At 43.0% G+C, this 19,760-nt stretch carries 18 protein-coding genes; 10 read left to right on the forward strand and 8 right to left on the reverse strand.

What is annotated here, in order from left to right:
• The first annotated feature begins 29 nt into the window (after positions 1–29).
• Entirely contained in the window at positions 30–242 is a 213-nt protein-coding gene (locus tag J1C81_RS04365; RefSeq protein WP_002897227.1) for a YdbC family protein, read from the forward strand.
• 24 nt (positions 243–266) lie between these two features.
• On the opposite strand, the gene J1C81_RS04370 is transcribed toward J1C81_RS04365, so the two are convergent.
• Positions 267–812, reverse strand: coding sequence for a biotin transporter BioY (locus tag J1C81_RS04370; protein ID WP_032909691.1), 546 nt, complete (start codon positions 810–812; stop codon positions 267–269).
• 471 nt (positions 813–1,283) lie between these two features.
• Here J1C81_RS04370 and J1C81_RS04375 point away from each other — a divergent pair, with 471 nt between their 5' ends.
• Positions 1,284–2,015: a cyclase family protein gene (locus tag J1C81_RS04375; RefSeq protein ID WP_032909692.1), complete on the forward strand. Its 732-nt coding sequence runs from the start codon at positions 1,284–1,286 to the stop codon at positions 2,013–2,015.
• Between the two features lie 350 nt (positions 2,016–2,365).
• Here the strand turns inward: J1C81_RS04375 and gorA are convergent, their stop codons facing one another.
• On the reverse strand, positions 2,366–3,715 hold the full coding sequence (gene gorA / locus J1C81_RS04380; protein ID WP_032909693.1) for a glutathione-disulfide reductase: 1,350 nt from the start codon (positions 3,713–3,715) through the stop codon (positions 2,366–2,368).
• Between the two features lie 209 nt (positions 3,716–3,924).
• On the opposite strand from gorA, the gene J1C81_RS04385 reads away from it, so the two are divergent.
• From J1C81_RS04385 to J1C81_RS04395, 3 genes are read left to right on the forward strand one after another with little or no spacing between them, the layout of a single operon-like run.
• Positions 3,925–5,088 (forward strand): efflux RND transporter periplasmic adaptor subunit, encoded by a 1,164-nt coding sequence (locus J1C81_RS04385; protein WP_002914782.1) that lies wholly within the window; start codon positions 3,925–3,927, stop codon positions 5,086–5,088.
• Positions 5,072–5,770 (forward strand): ABC transporter ATP-binding protein, encoded by a 699-nt coding sequence (locus J1C81_RS04390; RefSeq protein WP_002903135.1) that lies wholly within the window; start codon positions 5,072–5,074, stop codon positions 5,768–5,770. Before J1C81_RS04385 ends, J1C81_RS04390 begins: the two co-directional genes overlap by 17 nt.
• On the forward strand, positions 5,770–7,038 hold the full coding sequence (locus J1C81_RS04395) for an ABC transporter permease (RefSeq protein WP_002914783.1): 1,269 nt from the start codon (positions 5,770–5,772) through the stop codon (positions 7,036–7,038). The genes J1C81_RS04390 and J1C81_RS04395 overlap by 1 nt, the downstream gene beginning before the upstream one ends.
• 98 nt (positions 7,039–7,136) lie before the next feature.
• On the opposite strand, the gene lysS is transcribed toward J1C81_RS04395, so the two are convergent.
• The 6 genes from lysS to J1C81_RS04425 all read right to left on the reverse strand — a co-directional run bounded on the left by lysS (position 7,137) and on the right by J1C81_RS04425 (position 12,435).
• Positions 7,137–8,627: a lysine--tRNA ligase gene (gene lysS, locus J1C81_RS04400; protein WP_002914784.1), complete on the reverse strand. Its 1,491-nt coding sequence runs from the start codon at positions 8,625–8,627 to the stop codon at positions 7,137–7,139.
• Positions 8,628–8,727: 100 nt separating this feature from the next.
• On the reverse strand, positions 8,728–9,363 hold the full coding sequence (locus J1C81_RS04405) for a histidine phosphatase family protein (RefSeq protein ID WP_002914785.1): 636 nt from the start codon (positions 9,361–9,363) through the stop codon (positions 8,728–8,730).
• Positions 9,364–9,425: 62 nt separating this feature from the next.
• Complete coding sequence (locus J1C81_RS04410) at positions 9,426–9,911, reverse strand: aminoacyl-tRNA deacylase (RefSeq protein WP_002914786.1); 486 nt, start codon at positions 9,909–9,911, stop codon at positions 9,426–9,428.
• Complete coding sequence (locus J1C81_RS04415) at positions 9,904–10,752, reverse strand: DUF368 domain-containing protein (RefSeq protein WP_032909694.1); 849 nt, start codon at positions 10,750–10,752, stop codon at positions 9,904–9,906. Before J1C81_RS04415 ends, J1C81_RS04410 begins: the two co-directional genes overlap by 8 nt.
• Before the next feature lie 142 nt (positions 10,753–10,894).
• Positions 10,895–11,752 (reverse strand): glycoside hydrolase family 25 protein, encoded by an 858-nt coding sequence (locus tag J1C81_RS04420; RefSeq protein WP_002914788.1) that lies wholly within the window; start codon positions 11,750–11,752, stop codon positions 10,895–10,897.
• A gap of 206 nt (positions 11,753–11,958) precedes the next feature.
• Positions 11,959–12,435, reverse strand: a complete 477-nt coding sequence (locus J1C81_RS04425; RefSeq protein WP_002914789.1) for a glutathione peroxidase — start codon at positions 12,433–12,435, stop codon at positions 11,959–11,961.
• A gap of 154 nt (positions 12,436–12,589) precedes the next feature.
• Here J1C81_RS04425 and ftsW point away from each other — a divergent pair, with 154 nt between their 5' ends.
• The 5 genes from ftsW (at position 12,590) to tuf (ending at position 19,611) form a co-directional block, all read left to right on the forward strand.
• On the forward strand, positions 12,590–13,822 hold the full coding sequence (ftsW, locus tag J1C81_RS04430) for a cell division peptidoglycan polymerase FtsW (RefSeq protein ID WP_002914791.1): 1,233 nt from the start codon (positions 12,590–12,592) through the stop codon (positions 13,820–13,822).
• Between the two features lie 46 nt (positions 13,823–13,868).
• Positions 13,869–16,715 (forward strand): phosphoenolpyruvate carboxylase, encoded by a 2,847-nt coding sequence (gene ppc, locus J1C81_RS04435; RefSeq protein WP_002914792.1) that lies wholly within the window; start codon positions 13,869–13,871, stop codon positions 16,713–16,715.
• Positions 16,716–16,836: 121 nt separating this feature from the next.
• A complete protein-coding gene (locus J1C81_RS04440; protein ID WP_002909338.1) occupies positions 16,837–17,307 on the forward strand; it encodes an RNA polymerase sigma factor in 471 nt (156 codons plus the stop codon).
• Positions 17,294–18,292, forward strand: coding sequence for an anti sigma factor C-terminal domain-containing protein (locus J1C81_RS04445; RefSeq protein WP_002914793.1), 999 nt, complete (start codon positions 17,294–17,296; stop codon positions 18,290–18,292). Before J1C81_RS04440 ends, J1C81_RS04445 begins: the two co-directional genes overlap by 14 nt.
• Before the next feature lie 122 nt (positions 18,293–18,414).
• Positions 18,415–19,611 carry an elongation factor Tu gene (gene tuf, locus J1C81_RS04450; protein ID WP_002895003.1) on the forward strand — a complete coding sequence of 399 codons (1,197 nt, stop codon included), beginning with the start codon at positions 18,415–18,417 and terminating at the stop codon, positions 19,609–19,611.
• Positions 19,612–19,760: the final 149 nt, after the last annotated feature.

The following is a 19,760-nucleotide window of genomic DNA, read 5'->3' on the forward strand; positions in this document are numbered from 1 at the left end:
TAGTTGGAAAATAAAACAAGAGGTGAAATATGGCTGAATTTACATTCGAAATCGAAGAAAAACTTCTGGTCCTGTCTGAAAATGACAAGGGCTGGACCAAGGAACTCAACCGCGTTAGCTTTAACGGTGCACCAGCTAAGTATGATATTCGGACTTGGAGCCCAGACCACAGCAAGATGGGCAAGGGAATTACACTTTCTAATGAAGAATTCCAAGTTCTCGTGGATGCATTTAAAAACTGATAGATAAAGCTCTATCAGTTTTTTCTATTTCTCTGAAAAGTAGGGATGAAATTTCAGACTCTTAAAAATAGGAATGCTGATGATGGTGATGACAACCATTTTTAGCAAGTCTGGCAGGATAAAAGGAGTAAGGCCAACCGCGACCGACTTAGAGAAATCAAATCCTCCTAAGAAATGAAGTCCTAGGATACCACCGACAAAGACGAGAGCATCACCCAATACATTGGCTATAAAAACCATATAGAAAGGACTGTCCTTATGGGTCAGACTGGATGTCACAAAGGCAAAGAGTAAGTAGAACCAGAGATAGCCGGCGCTTGGACCAAAGATAGCCTGAAAACCACCGCTTCCTCCAGCAAAGACCGGTAGGCCAATAGCTCCCAGCAGCAGATAAATAAAGACTGACAAAACAGCTTCGCGGGGTTTGAAAATCGTCGCAATCAAACCGATTACAAAAGTCTGCAACGTGATGGGAACGGGGCCAATAGAAATAGTTAATTGAGACAGGACAGCTAGGAAGGCAGCTCCGATAGCTGGGAGGGCAAGAAGAAAAGCTTTGTTCTTGTTCATAAATAGTAAACCTCTTTTTGATTTTATGGTAACTATTTTAAAAGCTAAATAAAAAAAAGTCAAGTCCTTCTTAATCGGACGAGACAATTATACAGACAGATTCTTATTTTCGTTTCTTGCTTCTGACGAGCAAGACGAAGAAGGCGATAAGACCAAAAATATTAAAGAAAAGGATGCCCAAGGCTGCAAGAAGCTTTTTCGTTTTACTCATCTGTTTCCCTCGTTTCTGGATTGCTTTGTTCTATCATATCAAAATTTTCAATGCTTGAATAGGTTTCATTAGAAAAAATAGCTATAGCTTTAAACTATATTATTTTCAATAAAAAAGGATTATCTAAAAGTGCTATAAAGAATTGCAGCACCTCACTTTGATTGATATAATAATGCAAAAGTAAATAAGAGTTTTTGCTAGAGGTGTGGGTGCGTAATCAACATCTTCCCAAAGCAAGACTGACTAGATTGGAGAAGGCTATGACAGATTTATTAAAAATTTATCAGGAACTACAGGAGAAAAAATGGGTCAACTTGTCCCATCAGATCAAGGAAGACAGTCCGCATTTTCCAGCTCTGCCTGCCTTGGAGAAGAAGGATATTTTCACTTTGAAAGACGGTTTTCATGTTCAGCAGTTTTCTGTAGTTGGCCAGTACGGGACTCATATTGATGCTCCGATTCATTTTGTGGAGGGTGGTCGCTGGTTGGAAGAGATTGAACTAAAAGATCTTTTCCTACCTTTGGTGGTTATTGATAAGTCTAAGGAAGTAGCAGAGAATCCAGACTTTATTCTGGGCAAGCAGGATATTTTAGATTTTGAAGCGGAGCACGGGCAGATTGAGCCAGGGACGTTTGTTGCCTTTCGCTCAGACTGGTCCAAGCGTTGGCCGAGTCAATCAGCCATGCGCAATCTGGATGTTCAGGAGATTCAGCATACTCCTGGGTGGGGACGAGATGCTCTAGAGTTCCTTATCCATGAGCGTGGTGTCAAGGCGGTAGGTCACGAAACTTTTGATACAGATGCGGGTATTCCTACAGCGGAGCATGGGCTGCTCAATGAATACTATCTGTTGGAGCAGGACATTTATCAGCTAGAAGTTATGACCAATCTGGATCAGTTGCCGGCTAAGGGTGCTCTCATCTCAATTAGCTTCCCCAACTGGCATCAAGCCAGCGGTTCACCAGTGAGGGCTGTAGCTATTTTACCATAAAAAAAGGAGTCTGAGATTTCATTTCAGGCTCCTTTTCGCATATAATAAGTAATAAAAAGATTGTTTTTCATAATTTTTGGAATTTCTTGATAGATATTTGACAATTAACCTTTTTAAATAGTGAAGCAGTAGTCTATGGTCTGAAAAAATTCTGAATTTCTTCCATTAGACTATTATTTGAAAGGATTGTCAAATTAAGTTGAAATAGTTTTGATTACAATCTTACAAAAATGTAAGATTCGTCTGTAAAATGAAAGATTAGGTTATGGAACGGTCAGCATCTTTATTATAAAATGGTAGCAGAAATCAAAAAGAGGCTGGAATACCAAACCTCTTCTGATTTTGAATGTTTATCGCATAGTCACGAATTCTTCGGAACCTGTCGGGTGAATAGCAACTGTAGCATCAAAGTCAGCCTTGGTAGCGCCCATCTTGATAGCAACAGCGAAACCTTGAATCATCTCGTCTACTCCGTAGCCAATGCCGTGCAGGCCAACGACCTTTTCATCCTCACCGGCAGTGATAAGCTTGAACTTGGCCTGTTGGCGGTGCTGGGTGACAGCTGAATACATGGATGTGAAGCTAGATGTGTAAACGTGGATATTTTCAGCTCCGTAAGTCTTAACAGCCTCTACCTCAGTTAGGCCGACTGTTCCAATAGCGGGATGGGAGAAGACGACGGTTGGAATAGTTGAGTAGTCCATCTTAGCATCTATTTTGCCGTTGAAAAGACGCTCAGACAGGGTCCGTCCAGCCTTGATAGCAACAGGAGTTAATTCTTTTTCACCTGTTACATCGCCTAGAGCATAGATGCCTGGTACAACAGTGTTTTGGTACTCATCTACAGAGATGAAGCCACGTTCATTGAGAGTGACGCCAGCTGCTTCCAGATTGAGGTCTTGGACGTTTGGTTTACGACCAATTGCCCAAATAACATGCTGGGCTGTGTGGCTGCTGCCGTCTTCAAAATAGAGCTTGAGCTGACCATCAGGCAGCTTTTCCAACTTTTGCGGAATCTTATGGGTATGAAGCTGGAGTCCAGAGTTTTCCATTTCTTGGAGCAGTCCGTCAATCAGATAGCTGTCAAAGTTGCGCAATGGTCGATCCTTACGGACAAAAAGGTCTGTTTTAACTCCCAGAGCATGGAGCACGCCGGCTAGCTCAACTGCTATATAGCCTGCTCCGACAATGGCAACAGATTCAGGTAATTCTTCCCAAGCGAAGACATCGTCGGAATTCTCTCCGTAGCCTGCGCCAGGGATACTTGGAATAGCAGCATGAGCACCCGTCGCGATGACAATGTGCTTGGCGCGAATAAGCTCACCGTTGACTTGGACAGTGTTTGCATCCACAAAACGGGCACGGCCTTCGATTAGCTCGACACCATTCCGCTTGAAGCTACCATCGTAGGACGAACGTGCTCGGTCAATATAAGCTTCGCGATTTTTCCGAAGGGTAGCAAAATCAAAAGCCTGATTATCAGAGGTAAAGCCGTAGTCTGGTCCATAATGCTGAATAGCTTCAGCGATTTGAGCACCATACCACATAATCTTCTTTGGGACACAGCCGACATTGACACAGGTACCACCCAGTTTCTTTTCTTCAATAACGGCAACCTTGGCACCGTATTCGCCAGCCCGATTCATGGTAGCAATTCCCCCGCTGCCACCGCCAATAGCAATCATATCAAATTCTTTCATTTTATCAGAATCTCCTTCTATTATATGAGGTAATTGTACCTTTTTTAGCATGTGAATGCAATAATCTGCTACGGATTTTAGTGGAGTGACTATCTGAGATAAAATAGCAACCATTTGTGAAAAACTGTAAATTTTTTTAGAAGAATTATGATAGCCTTGTGATATAATATAACAAAAGAAAATCGTTTTCATCAAGAGGAGGAAAAGAGATGAAAAAGTTAAAGAAATGGCAATTATTTAGCATTATTGGAGCTACGATTGCAGTTGTTGCAGGAGCAGTTCTCTTCATGTTTCTAAATGGAGGGAATCCTTCTGAGGCACCGGTCGATACGACTCCATTAGTCCAGAAAGCCAAGGAAGGGTCAGTGGCTTCTTCAGTCTTGCTGACAGGAAATGTCACAGCCAGCAATGAGCAGTACATCTACTATGACAGTACCAAGGGTGACTTGGAAAATGTGCTTGTCAATGTAGGCGATCAAGTGACTGCCGGTCAAGCTTTGGTTACTTATAAAAGTGCAGAGGCTCAGGCTGCTTATGATGCAGCTGCTCGGGCGGTTAGCAAAGCCGATCGTCAATTGCATGACTTGCAAACCAATGGTGTGACTGTAAATACTACCGGCGACGAAGAAGCTGATGGGGCGTCTGAAGCTCAGGCTCAGCGTTCTGTGGAGTCTCAGGCAGCTGACCTGCGCGATGCCCGAGCTGATGCAGTGGATAATATGAACAAAGCTCAAGCTACTCTCAATGCCTTGACAGTGACCAGCACAGCAGATGGTACAGTCGTAGAAGTCAACCGCGATGTTTCAAAATCAACAACAGGTGCCACTCAAACCTTGGTTCACATCGTTAGCAATGGAAATCTGCAGATTAAGGGTGAATTATCTGAATACAACCTGGCTAACTTGTCTGTCGGTCAAGAAGTGACCATTACATCAAAGGTTTACCCAGACAAGAAATGGACTGGTAAAATCAGCTACATTTCCAACTATCCGAAAGACGGCCAGCAGGCAGCAGCTCAACCGTCTGGAACAGGTGGTAGCGGAACAGCTTCAGGCTCTAAATATCCATTTACAATTGACATTACCAGCGAGATTGGTGAACTCAAGCAAGGTTTCTCTGTCAACATTGAAGTTAAAAACAATACTCAGGGACTCATTGTGCCAGTCAGCAGTGTGGTAATGGACGGAGACAAGAACTATGTTTGGGTCCTGGAAAAAGGAGTTGCCAAGAAGACAGAAGTAACGCTCGGAAATGCTGATGCTGAAAATCAAGAAATCTCATCTGGTTTGACAAAGGATAGTAAAGTTATCATCAATCCGACAGATAGCTTGAAAGACGGTCAAGAGGTGAAATCTTATGAAGAAGCTAATTGAGTTAAAAAATATTAATAAGAGCTATCGCAATGGAGACCAGGAACTGCAGGTATTAAAAGATATCAGTCTGGAGGTTGAAGAGGGCGAGTTTGTTGCCATCATGGGACCGTCTGGATCTGGTAAGTCTACTCTGATGAATATCATTGGGATGCTGGATCGTCCGACAACTGGTGAATATCATCTAGGAAGCGAAGAAGTCGCTAAGCTAGGTGATAAGAAGCTGGCCAAGGTTCGAAATAAGCAAATCGGCTTTGTCTTCCAGCAGTTCTTTCTCTTGTCTAAACTCAATGCCTTGCAAAATGTGGAACTGCCCTTGATCTATGCAGGTGTCGGTCTATCTAAACGTAAGTCCTTGGCCGAGCAGTTTCTGACCAAGGTGGAGCTGGACACGCGGATGCATCACCTGCCTTCAGAGCTTTCCGGAGGACAGAAGCAGCGGGTAGCCATTGCGCGTGCTTTGGTCAATAATCCCTCTCTGATTCTGGCTGACGAACCGACAGGGGCCTTGGATACCAAGACTGGTGAGCAAATTATGGAGCTCTTGACTGAGCTCAATCGAGAAGGGAAAACCATTATCATGGTAACCCACGAGCCTGAGATTGCGGCCTATGCCAAACGGCAGATTGTCATCCGTGACGGTGTCATCTCATCTGATAGCGCTAAGGAAGGAGGACTAGTCTAATGCAAAACTGGAAATTTGCCATTAGCTCCATTCTTGGACACAAAATGCGGTCTTTCCTGACCATGATTGGGATTATTATCGGAGTGGCTTCGGTTGTAGTTATCATGGCCTTAGGAGATTCCATTACCCGGCGGGTCAATGAGAGTTTTACCAAAAGTCAGAAAAACATGCGCCTTGTCTTTTCTCCTAAAAAGAGCAAGGACGGCTCCTACACACAAACGGCTGATCTCTATTCAGTAAATGTAGAAGATGAAAGCGAGGAAGTGGTGGAACCACCCAAGGCCCAGGAAGCATGGGTTAAGGAATTGACCCATATCAAGGGAGTGGATGGTTATTATGTGACCAACTCTGCTATGGAAACCTTTAGCTACGAAAATAAGCAGGCTGAGCGCGTCAATTTTGTCGGCGCAAACATGACCTATATTCAGGTGAAAAAATATAAAATCATTGCTGGTCGCGCTTTGAGGCAGCAAGACTATCAAGGCTTTGCCAGTGTTGTGCTGCTGGACGAAGATCTGGCTGCGAACCTCTTTTCTTCCGCTGAAGAGGCAATCAATAAAATTGTGACAGTGGGTGCAAGTAACTATCGGGTGATTGGGGTTTATAGAGATCCTGAAACTGCTGCTGCATCTGGCTCCATGCAGGTCTATGGTGGTAATGCCATTACGACCAATACTCTCATAGCTGCAAACTTTGGAGTAGATGAAATTTCAGAGATTGTTCTTCGAGTGAATGATACAAGCTTAGTTCCAGAACTTGGCCCTAAGGTTGCCAAGAAATTAACAGAAATTGCGGGACTCCAACAGGGAGAATATCAAGTGACAGACGATAGTGCCCTTTATCAGGAAGTGCAAAATATTTATGGTGCAATGACGGGAGTTATCGGTGCCATTGCCGGAATCTCTCTCTTTGTTGGTGGTATCGGCGTTATGAATATCATGTTGGTATCGGTCACTGAGCGAACTCGTGAAATCGGTCTGCGAAAAGCTCTGGGAGCAACACGTGGCAACATACTGATGCAATTTTTGATTGAGTCTATGATTTTGACACTGATTGGTGGGTTGATTGGACTGGTTCTAGCTGCAGGACTTGCGTCTGTATTAGGCTCAGCCATGAGTCAAATGCTGGAAGGAACACCAGTGACGGTATCTCTATCAGTCAGCATCGTCAGCCTTCTCTTCTCAGCAACTATCGGTGTTCTCTTCGGAATCCTGCCGGCCAATAAAGCCTCCAAACTGGATCCAATTGAAGCACTAAGATATGAATAATATAATCAAAAGTCTGGGGAACCAGACTTTTTTTGATGTAAAAAATCCTGCTGGAATTCCAGCAGGATTTGTTTTCTTAATATCGTATAAAATACAGATTATTTCATCGTAGGGAAGAGCAGGACGTCACGAATGGTCGTAACATCGGTCAGCAACATAACCAAACGGTCGATACCGATTCCCAGACCTCCAGTTGGCGGCATACCGTATTCCAGAGCTTCCACAAAGTCATAGTCGATGCCAGTTGCTTCGTCATCACCCAGTTCTTTGGCTTTTGCCTGTGCTTCAAAACGAGATAGCTGATCGATTGGATCGTTCAACTCGGTGAAGGCATTGGCATATTCTTTGGTCATGATGAAGAGCTCGAAACGATCCGTGAAGCGTGGGTCTTCTGGATTTTTCTTAGCCAGAGGTGACACTGCTACTGGGTGACCGTAGACAAAGGTTGGCTGAATCAAGGTTTCTTCTACAAATTCTTCAAAGAAAGCATTGATAACATGGCCAACTTCGGTGAAGTGCTTTTCAAGCGGAACTTTCTTTTCCTTGGCCAAGGCAGCAGCTTCTTCAAAACTCATATCTTGCCAAAAATCCACACCAGTAATTTCCTTGATGGCGTCAACCATGTGAACGCGTTTAAATGGTTCGTTGATCTTGATCTCAGTCCCTTGGTAGTTGACTGGTCCATCTCCATTAACAGAGACGGCTGCATGTTGGATAATACCTTCAGTCAAGTCCATGATGTCTTGGAAATCTGCATAGGCTTGGTAAACCTCGATGGAAGTGAACTCTGGATTGTGAGTTGCATCCATTCCTTCGTTACGGAAGATACGCCCAATCTCATACACTCGCTCCATACCGCCGACGATAAGACGTTTAAGGTGAAGCTCGGTTGCAATCCGAAGCACCATATCTATGTTTTGGGCATTGTGGTGGGTGATAAATGGACGGGCAGCAGCACCGCCTGCCTCATTGTGGAGAACAGGAGTTTCAACTTCAAGGAAGCCTTGTCCATCTAAGTAACGGCGGATTTCTGAGATGATTTTTGAGCGAGTGACAAAGCGTTCAAAGCTTTCGCGATTGGAAATCAAATCCAAATAACGTTTACGGTAGATGGTTTCAACATCTGTCAGGCCGTGGAATTTTTCAGGCAGAGGACGCAGAGCCTTAGACAGATGAGTAAGGTGGGTTGCCTTGATAGAAAGCTCACCCATATCTGTCCGCATAATCTCACCTTCGATACCGAGGAAATCTCCTAAGTCAGCCTTTTTGAAGATTTCATAATTTTCTTCACCAACTGCATCTTTACGCACATAAATCTGTATTTGGCCTTCACGGTCTTGGATGTGGGCAAAGCCAACCTTTCCTTTGCCGCGCTTGGTCATGAGACGGCCAGCGATAATAGCTGTTTCATTGAGTTCGTTTAATTCTTCTTTATCTTTATCGTTGTATTTTTCTTTCAGTTGAGCAGAGTTAGCAGTTCGCTCAAAGCGTTTGCCAAAAGGGTCAATTCCCTGCTCAGCCAGCGCAGCCATTTTTTCACGGCGGATAATCTGCTGGTCGTTTAATTCCTCGATATGTTCAGTCGTCATGTTTTTCCTCCAAAAGTTTTCCTACCTATTTTATCACAAAAGATAGGGAAATTCATCTATATTTGGCTATAAAGTAAGAAAAAAAGCTAGAAATCCAGCTTTAATTTTCTGCCTTTTCAAGTAAGTAATCCGTATTATTCCAAGTGATCAGCTCAAAATTCTCAAAGTCTTCTGTTTCAAGGATGGTGATGCTGGCGTTGGTCAGACCGCCATTCTTGCGCAGGAGAGGTGTGTCATAGCCCAGCATGGTTCGAATGCTGGCGGTTAAGTTAGCTCCGTGCCCGACAATGAGCACTTGTTCGTAGTTCTTGTCCTTTAAGGTCTTGATAAAGGAAATGGTCCGGTGGGTCGTATGGTAGACTGACTCAGCGTCAAAAAAAGTATGATTGAATTGCGAAAGGTTGTGGCGGAAGGCAGTCATCTGGTGCGGATAGATGGCTTCAATGGTAGAGATTCTTGCGCCTTCCAGTTTTCCCAACTGCCATTCTCGCAGTTCAGGTACTGATACGATTTCAGTCGGAAACTGGCTTTCTTCTTGAATAATCTCAGCAGAGCGAACGGCACGCGGGAGGTCGCTGCTGTAAATTTTGCCAAATTGAGTCTGGGCCAGATGTTTTCCTAGGGTATGCAGTTCTTCAACGGCGGCTGGCAGCAGTGGCGAATCACCGCTGGCTCCCTGAAAGCGGCCTTCCTGATTCCATTCCGTTCTTCCGTGTCGGACAAAGTATAATTTCATAGTGGTTGATTGTTTCTTTCTTATTAGGGTTTATTGAGAATATTAGGTGCAATATTGAAGAATTATGAGCTAGAATTTTCCTTGAGGTCTGCAAAGTTAGCTTGAACAAAATCCGCCAAATCTTGAGCCTTGATTTCGATACTGCGGCCGACTTCGCCAGCAGACACGACGATGCTATCTCGCTCTAGAGCTGACTGGTCAATATAGATTGGAAAGTTGTGCTTTTGCCGGATACCGACAGGATTGTTGGCTCCGTGGATATAGCCCGTTGTCTTTTCCAAGTCTTTCTGAGGAATCATACTGACCTTTTTATTACCGGAGATCTTGGCTATTTTCTTTTCGGACAAATGTTCTGTGATTGGCAGGATACCGATTATTGTGCCAGTCTTGTCTCCTGTCAAGGCCAAGGTTTTATAAATCTGGGAACGGTCCAAGCTTTCGGCAGGCTGTTCTGCTAAGGCATTTAGCTGCAGACCTTTATGTTCAATCTTAGCCTTGCTTAAAATTTGCTCGACCAGTGTTTTTTTGATTTTTGTTTTTTTAGCCATTAGTATATCTCTCTTCTAATTGTGACATCCAGAGTCCCAGCCAGGTTCCCAGGCCGAAGAAAAAGGCTGCAAGAACAAGTGTCAATATAGAAACTCCATGATAGCTAATGCTTTCACTGTTTCCTGCTTGAGGCACTACAATGAGAAGTGTACTGGATAGGACGATGCCAATGATAAAGTGATAGACACAAGAGTAGTAGTTTTTCAAAATATGATCCATCAGTTTAGAGAAGAGAATCAGTGCTAAGGCGCCTCCGATTCCGATAGGAAGAAAGGTGCCCAAGAGATCCAGTTTGCGGAAGCCATTCAGCATAGGGGCATAGAGGCCTAAAATCAGGAGAAGGTTGGACGGACTAAGTCCGGGAATTAAAATGCCCAGTGCAATCAAGGCTCCTGCTAAGATGAAAGAGAGGAAGTTGGCTGGCAAGGTGCCGACCATACCGTTTAGGGAATAAAGAAAAATTCCTGAGACGATGAGGCTGACCCAGAAAACGAGAATATCAATCCGATCACGCTCACTTTTAGCAACAGACTCTTTAATAAGACTAGGAACAGTCCCAATAATGGCTCCGGCAAATCCCCAGAGGACAATCACTTTGTAGTTGTCCAGCAGCAGATTGACAGGGTAGGAGAAGGCCGCTATTCCTAGAATCATCCCGATTCCAACTGGTATGAAATAGAGAACATTTTCGACGAAGTTTTCCTTTAAGTGTGCTAAAAAATGAATCAAGCGCTCGTAAATACCTAAGATAGCTGCTAAAACACCGCCTGAAACTCCCGGCAAAATAAAGCCAAGTGCAATGACCATTCCTTTGAAAATTCTATTCAACCAAGAAATCATTGTATTTTCCTTTTCTAATTTCATTTATCAAATCATTATATCATAAAATATAGGCTTTATTAAGAGGAAACGGCTGGAAATTTCCTATTTTTTGACAATAAAAAACGACAGCAATCATTAAGATTTGAGCTGTCGTTCTGAGCTATTGGCTTTCTTTAGGAACTGTAAATAGCTTTTGATAAGTAGCTGTCTGGTCTTTCAAGGTTGACAGCTGGTTCAAATCAAGATAATGAGAGAAACCAGTCAGCTGACCTTGTGATGTGTACTGATGCAAGTCGTAATCCTGCTCAGTATTTGGTGCGGCATTGTAGTAGCCGTCGTCATTACCATAAGTCGGAATCCAAATTGCTGTGAACTTATCGGTAGAGATGCTATGCTCTTCCATAAAATAAGTTCCAATATAGATACCAATATTTTTAACACCAAGTGACTCTAGCTTGGCTCGGAAAGCTTCAACTCCTGCATTCATATCAGACATGGTCTTTTCTTCGACGTCTAGCCAATAATATGTTGGATGGTACTTGGCAGAAGCCTTGTAGAAACTTTCAGCTTCTTTTTCCATTTCCTTTTTGCTATTGGCGGCCACATAGGCATAGACAGCGACAGGGATGTTGCGCTTTTGAAATTCTTTGATATGTCTTTCATAAGACTTGTCCAGACCATTCAGATGAGTTGCTGCGTTTTCTTTTTTTGCCTGCGCTCCACTATGAACACGGACAATTACTCCTGAAACATTCTGTGCGAGTAAGTCGTAATTAATCTCACTTGGCAGCTGCCAGCCAGAAATGTCAATGATTGGTCTGGAAATAAACTCTTCATCCAAGGACGAATCGTCAGATGTTTCCTCTTTTTTTGAGGAACTTGGAGTTTGTTTAGTTTGTAAAATTTTTGCCTGTGCTTGCTTTTCCTGAGAGTCAGTAATTTGCTTGCTTATCAAAATAAAAGCGATAAAAGAAGCAAAGAAAATTAGGATTGCAAGCGGTTTAATCCTCTTCCTCATACTGGTTTATTTTAACTTAAAACAAATAAAAAAGCAAAAAATATCCCTAGAATTGCTAGAAAATGAATGAAATGTAATATAATTGAAATATTATAAAGCAAAAACAAGACGTTTTGAAAGTTCAAAATGCCTTGTTTTTAAAGACCTTAGCCAAGCTGTGGAAGATGAGTTACCGTTGGCTAAATCGTTTTGCTTTTTTTTACCTTTTATAATAGCTTTTGAATGAGTTCTTCTATCTTTTGGGGAGAGGTTTGTGGAGAGAAGCGTTTGATGACTGTTCCGTCTCGGCTGACCAGAAACTTTGTGAAGTTCCATTTTATTTTTTCGCCCAGAAGACCGCCCTTTTCTTTTTTGAGCCAGTCAAAGAGTGGAGCAGTATGAGGGCCGTTGACATCAATCTTAGCAAATCGAGGAAAGGTCGTTCCGTAGTTAAGGCTGCAAAAGCTGTTGATTTCTGCTGCGTCTCCTGGAACCTGCTGGCCAAACTGATTGCAGGGGAAATCCAGGATTTCAAATCTGTCTTTCTGATAGCGCTCATAGAGTTCCTGCAGTTCTTGATACTGAGGAGTGAAGCCACAGCCGGTCGCTGTATTGACAATCAGCAGAATCTTTCCTTTATAATCACTCATTTTTTGCGGACTTCCGTCTTGTTTTTGGATTTCGATATCATAAATGTCTGTCATGTTCTCCTCCTTTGTTTGCTTCCTATCTTATCACCTTTTTATATAAATAAGGCAAAGCAAGCCATGATTGTCCCTGTCTTTGCGCTAGTGCTTTTTTTTCAATCCAAAAGGTGGTATAATGGGAATTGAATTTTTAGAAGTTTGATGGTGAAATATGAAAATTGACAAGAAGCACTTTTTGAATTATTCCATCTTGATTCCCTATTTGATTTTATCTGTCTTGGGATTGATTGTGGTCTATTCAACGACGAGTCCTACCTCGATTCAGGCCGGAGGAAATGGTTTTGGGATGGTCATGAATCAGGGGATTTTTTGGATAATAAGTCTCTTTATAATTGCGCTCCTATATAGAATCCGCTTGGGTTTCTTAAAAAAAGGAAGTATCCTGACTATAGTTATCTTTGCTGAGATTATCCTCTTGCTTTTATCTCGTTTTATAACAGGGACTATCAACGGAGCTCATGGCTGGCTCAAACTTGGAGCTTTCAGTATTCAGCCTGCAGAGTATTTGAAGATTATTCTGGTCTGGTATCTAGCATTTCGCTTCACAAAGAGGCAGGAGGAGATAAAGGTCTATGACTATCAAGCCCTGACTCACAACCATTGGTTTCCTAAAGCCTTTAACGACTGGCGGACTATGGTGGCTATTCTGATTGGGATTGTAGCTATTATGCCAGACCTTGGAAATGCGACTATTCTATTTTTGACCGTCGTGATAATGATAGCTGTCAGCGGGATTGGCTATCGATGGTTTTCTACGATGCTGGGAGCCATTGTTAGTGTTTCCGGCTTGGTTCTAGCTAGCATTTGGTTAATTGGGGTTGAGCGCGTGGCTAAGATTCCAGTCTTTGGGTATGTGGCCAAGCGTTTCAGTGCTTTTTTCAATCCCTTCAGGGATTTGTCTGGCTCAGGCCACCAATTGGCTAATTCCTACTATGCTATGAGTAATGGCGGCTGGTTTGGTCTAGGCTTGGGGAACTCTATTGAGAAACGAGGTTATCTGCCGGAAGCTCATACAGACTTTGTATTTTCTATCGTGATAGAAGAGTTTGGTTTCTTTGGTGCCAGTTTGATTCTGGCCTTGCTCTTTTTCCTGATTCTGAGAATTATCTTGGTAGGGATTCGGGCCAAGAATCCATTTAACTCCATGATGGCTTTGGGAATCGGCGGTATGATACTCATGCAGACCTTTATCAATATCGGTGGAATCTCAGGTCTCATTCCTTCTACAGGAGTAACCTTCCCCTTCCTATCGCAAGGAGGGAACAGTCTTCTGGTCTTGTCAGTAGCCATCGCCTTGGTTCTCAATATTGATGCCAACGAGCGACGTGATGCCCTCTATGAACAGATGGAAGCGGAGGCGCAAGACCAGTCTGAGGAAGCTTAAACGCAGTTCGTGTGAACAGTTGTTGCAAAAATGAAAGGTGCAGATTATGTCATTTAACAAATTAGAAAGCTACAGCAATAAAGAAGTGATTCGAGAAGAAGTCGCTATTTTGACAGACTTGCTTGCCGATATTACTCGGAATCTTCTCAGCCCTGAGACCTTTGAAAAAATCTCCCTCATGGAAGAGCTGGCCGTTAACTCCAAATATCATGAGTTAAAAGCGATTGTGGAAGAACTGACGACGGATGAAATGGTTTATATTTCTCGTTATTTCTCTATTTTGCCGCTTTTGATTAATATCTCAGAAGACGTGGACCTAGCTTATGAAATCAACCATCAAAACAATATCAATCAGGATTATCTTGGAAAGCTGTCAACAACTATTGACCTGATTTCAACGCGGGAAAATGCTCAGGAGATTCTGGAAAATCTGAATGTTGTGCCAGTACTGACAGCTCACCCGACCCAGGTCCAGCGCAAGACTATTCTGGACTTAACCAATCATATTCATAGTTTACTGCGTCAGCATCGTGATGTTAAGGCTGGCCTGGTAAATGAGAAGAAGTGGCTCGGAAATCTCCGCCGTTATATTGAGCTCATGATGCAGACAGATATGATCCGTGAGAAGAAGCTGAAAGTGACCAATGAGATTACCAATGTCATGGAGTACTACAACAGCTCTTTCCTACAAGCGATCACTAACTTTATGGTCGAATACAGACGCTTGGCGGAAGAGCGGGGGATCAAGCTGGATAATCCTAAGCCTATTACCATGGGAATGTGGATTGGTGGAGACCGAGATGGCAATCCTTTTGTAACCGCAGAAACCCTCAAACTATCAGCTACCCTCCAGAGTGAAGTCATCCTCAACTACTACATTGACAAGGTTTATACACTCTATCGCACCTTCTCGCTATCGACCAACCTCTCAGAAACTAGTCAGGCAGTAGCAGAAATGGCAGCTCTGTCTACAGACAAGTCTGTTTATCGGGAAAATGAGCCTTACCGCCGAGCTTTCCACTATATCCAGTCCAAGCTGATTCAAACCTTGCTTTACCTTAAAGAAGGCAACTTTTCAAGTGACGATCAGCGATTGACTGACCGAGCTGAGGAAAAATTGTCTGCGAAGGCCAATCTTTCTGTCAGCAATAAAGGAAGAGAAATCATTCCTAACTATATCCAGTCTCGTATCAGCGAGACCCTGACAGAGCTGAAGAAAGAAGAGACACCTTCTTACAAAACAGCTCAGGAATTCAAGGAAGACTTGCAGGTCATTTATGATTCTCTTATCGAACATCATGGCGAAGCCTTGGTAAATGGGGACTTGACTGAACTTCTCCAAGCGGTTGATGTTTTTGGCTTTTTCTTGGCCAGCATTGATATGCGGCAGGATTCCAGCGTTCATGAGGCCTGTGTGGCTGAGCTCTTGGCTTCAGCTAATATTGTTCAAGATTATAGTAGTCTGTCTGAGGAAGAGAAGTGCCAAGTACTGCTCAAGCAGCTGCTTGAAGATCCTCGTATCCTATCAGCTACTCACGAGCCTAAGTCTGAACTCCTGCAAAAAGAACTGGAGATTTTCAAAACAGCCCGTCAGCTAAAAGATGCCATTGGTGAGGAAGTCATTAAGCAGAATATTATCTCTCACTCAACCAGTGTATCGGATCTACTTGAGTTGGCTATTATGCTTAAGGAAGTAGGGCTGATTGATGAAAACGGGGCTCGTGTCCAGATTGTTCCGCTCTTTGAAACCATTGAGGATTTGGACAATTCCTGCGATACCATGGAGAAATATCTGTCTCTGCCGATTGCACAGAAGTGGATTGCCTCTAAGGATAATTACCAGGAAATCATGCTGGGCTATTCAGACAGTAATAAGGACGGTGGTTACCTATCTTCTTGCTGGACTCTCTACAAGGCTCAGCAGCAGCTGACAGCCATCGGTGATAAGTTTGGCGTGAAAATCACCTTCTTCCATGGCCGGGGAGGTACGGTGGGACGTGGTGGCGGCCCAACCTATGAAGCTATTACTTCTCAGCCACTCCGCAGTATCAATGACCGGATCCGTCTGACTGAGCAAGGGGAAGTCATTGGTAATAAATATGGAAATAAAGACGCAGCCTACTATAACTTGGAAATGCTAGTGTCTGCTGCCATTAACCGCATGGTAACTCATAAGAAGAGCGATAGCCATACGTCTGATAAATATGAACGAATTATGGACCAAGTAGTTAATCGCAGTTATCAGATTTACCGTGATTTAGTCTTTGGTGACGAGCGTTTTTACGATTATTTCTTCGAATCCAGCCCGATCAAGGCTATCTCTAGCTTTAATATCGGTTCTCGTCCAGCTGCCCGTAAAACCATCACTGAAATCGGTGGTCTCAGAGCTATTCCATGGGTCTTCTCATGGTCTCAAAGTCGGGTTATGTTCCCAGGCTGGTATGGTGTTGGGTCAAGTTTCAAGGAATTCATTGATGAAGACCCAGAAAATAACTTAGCCTTTCTGCAATTTATGTATAAGAGATGGCCTTTCTTCAAGTCACTCTTGTCAAATGTAGACATGGTTCTGTCTAAGTCAAATATGAATATCGCTTTTGAGTATGCGCAGCTTTGTGAAGATCAGAATGTGCGTGATATTTTCAATATTATCTTGGATGAGTGGCAGTTGACTAAGGATGTTATTTTGGAGATTGAAGGTCATGATGAGCTCCTAGCAGAAAACACCTATCTGAGAGATAGCTTGCACTATCGTATGCCTTACTTCAATGTTTTGAACTATATCCAGCTAGAACTGATCAAGCGTCAGCGAAACGGCCAGCTCACACCTGATCAAGAAAAGCTGATTCACATCACCATCAACGGTATTGCGACTGGTCTGCGAAACTCTGGCTAATACAAAGAGAAAATCGGAATTGTTCCGGTTTTTTCTATTTTTGTAACCAAAGGGCTACTTAATTCGTTATACTAGTGAAGGAGGGGGTGAGCTTATCAAACTAGATGAATATGAAACAATCTTGATAGGCTTTGCTCGCGAGATTGTCTCCTATCTGCAGAAGTCAGGGGCTTCTAAAGTGGAAGCAGAAGATGTAGTTCAGGACGTTTTTGTCAAGATGTTGGAAACAGAAGTTATTATTCCGGCGGAAAAGATGCGAGCTTGGATGTATCGAGTTTCCATCCGGCGCTATATCGACAGATATAGGAGAGATAAGCATTATTTGGAGATTTTGCGAAAAGAATTTTTTGGAAAAGATCTTGTCAATCCCTTTGAAAATGAAGATTATGAGCTGCTAAGAAGTATGATAGAAGATCTACCACTCAAGGAAGCCACGCTTTTAGAACTCTATTATTTTCAAGATTTCACGGTCAAGGAGATTGCCCAAATCATGTCTTACTCAGTGAGCAAGGTCAAGATTCAGCTGATGCGCAGTCGTGCTAAACTCCGAAAGGAGCTGGAAAAGAAAGGATATCGAAATGGAAACATTTGAAAATGTTGCAAAGAAAAGCAGAAGAAAAAGACTCTGGAAGACAGTCGCTATTAGCTCCGTTTTATCTTTAGTTCTCTTAGGTCTTCTAGGAAAGGGGCTGGCAGAATTAGCCTCTGGTAACGGACGAGACTTGCAGAAACAGTACGAAGTTATGTCCGAAATCGCCTATCCTAATGTTGACTATGACAGTCTATACTACAATCCGACCTCTTATCTTTCGGGAACATTACGTTCTGATCGTTTTAAAGACCTTGATGGAGTGATGGTGGATTATCCAGCCTATGAGGGGAACTATTCACTAACAGGTTCTTATAAAAATCCGACGTCAGAGGCGACTTATTCCTCTACCTCAGGGACCTATACGCGAGAGCTTCGGCAGAAATATCCGGTCTTTTACAATGTCAATGCCAAACAGACGAAGTCTTCAGATCCAGCACCTCAGGAACTTGTATCTGTCAAAGAAATGCCGAATCAATTGGTAGAAATAGCTCTGACTTTTGATAAACCTTACACTTATAAGGAAATCCAGCAGATGATACCGAGCAACCTCAAGATTAACTGGTACTGGATTGGCAGTCAGTCAGAAGATGGTGAAAATGGTATGGCATTGCGCACCGATCCTCAGACGACTTATGGAGCTAATAGTACGCTGCTTAATCCCTATCCGTCGGACGGCAAAAAAGAGAGCAAAGAGGCTAAGCAAGAGCAACAGACTTTCTTAGACTATTTGAAAAAGGCCGATAAAAACCTTTTCCCAACTGTCAACAAGTACAATATGTACAATGATGTTGAGGCCTATCTCAAGAAATTTGGTCAGCTAGATATTCGTGAAGCAGCAAATCGGGATCAATTGACCTTTTCTGGTATTATTCTGACTGGGAAAGCTGAGAATTTCAGTCAATTAGAAGGGAAAGAATGGATTGCTGCTTCGAGTATTGGTGCTTCCGTTTCCAATCAGCCTTACTATCAGTTAGACAAGGAATAATTCACAAAAAAATGCTAAAAGACTTGCATTTTCATTTAAATTTGATAAAATAGTAAGGAAAGTTAGACTGTATTGCCTACTGTCTATCTATAAAATATATTTTATTGGAGGCTTTTACTCAAATGGCAAAAGAAAAATACGATCGTAGTAAACCACACGTTAACATTGGTACTATCGGACACGTTGACCACGGTAAAACTACTTTGACAGCAGCTATCACAACTGTATTGGCACGTCGCTTGCCTTCAGCAGTTAACCAACCTAAAGACTATGCGTCTATCGATGCTGCTCCAGAAGAACGCGAACGCGGAATCACCATCAACACTGCGCACGTTGAGTATGAAACTGCTAAGCGTCACTACGCTCACATCGACGCTCCAGGACACGCGGACTACGTTAAAAACATGATCACTGGTGCCGCTCAAATGGACGGAGCTATCCTTGTAGTAGCTTCAACTGACGGACCAATGCCACAAACTCGTGAGCACATCTTGCTTTCACGTCAGGTTGGTGTTAAACACTTGATCGTCTTCATGAACAAAGTTGACTTGGTTGACGATGAAGAATTGCTTGAATTGGTTGAAATGGAAATCCGTGACCTCTTGTCAGAATACGACTTCCCAGGTGACGATCTTCCAGTTATCCAAGGTTCAGCTCTTAAAGCTCTTGAAGGTGACTCTAAATATGAAGACATCATCATGGAATTGATGGACACTGTTGATGAGTACATCCCAGAACCAGAACGCGATACTGACAAGCCATTGCTTCTTCCAGTCGAAGACGTATTCTCAATCACTGGTCGTGGTACAGTTGCTTCAGGACGTATTGACCGTGGTATCGTTAAAGTCAACGACGAAATCGAAATCGTTGGTATCAAAGAAGAAATCCAAAAAGCAGTTGTTACTGGTGTTGAAATGTTCCGTAAACAGCTTGACGAAGGTCTTGCAGGGGACAACGTAGGTGTACTTCTCCGTGGTATCCAACGTGATGAAATCGAACGTGGACAAGTTATCGCTAAACCAGGTTCAATCAACCCACACACTAAATTCAAGGGTGAAGTTTATATCCTTACTAAAGAAGAAGGCGGACGTCACACTCCATTCTTCAACAACTACCGTCCACAGTTCTACTTCCGTACAACTGACGTTACAGGTTCAATCGAACTTCCAGCAGGTACTGAAATGGTAATGCCTGGTGATAACGTAACAATCGACGTTGAGTTGATCCACCCAATCGCCGTTGAACAAGGTACTACTTTCTCTATCCGTGAAGGTGGACGTACTGTTGGTTCAGGTATGGTTACAGAAATCGAAGCTTAATTCGATTCCGTTCCCAGATAACAATTATAGTCAGACACTAAACCCCGTGAAAACGGGGTTTTTTAATATTGTAATTGTTTTAAAAAATAAGGAAGAATAGAAGGTGATTGGAAATAACCAGATTATAGAGCTAGGTTTTTCGGAAGTAA

The sequence above is a fragment of the Streptococcus sanguinis genome (assembly GCF_050225395.1).
GTDB lineage: Bacteria > Bacillota > Bacilli > Lactobacillales > Streptococcaceae > Streptococcus.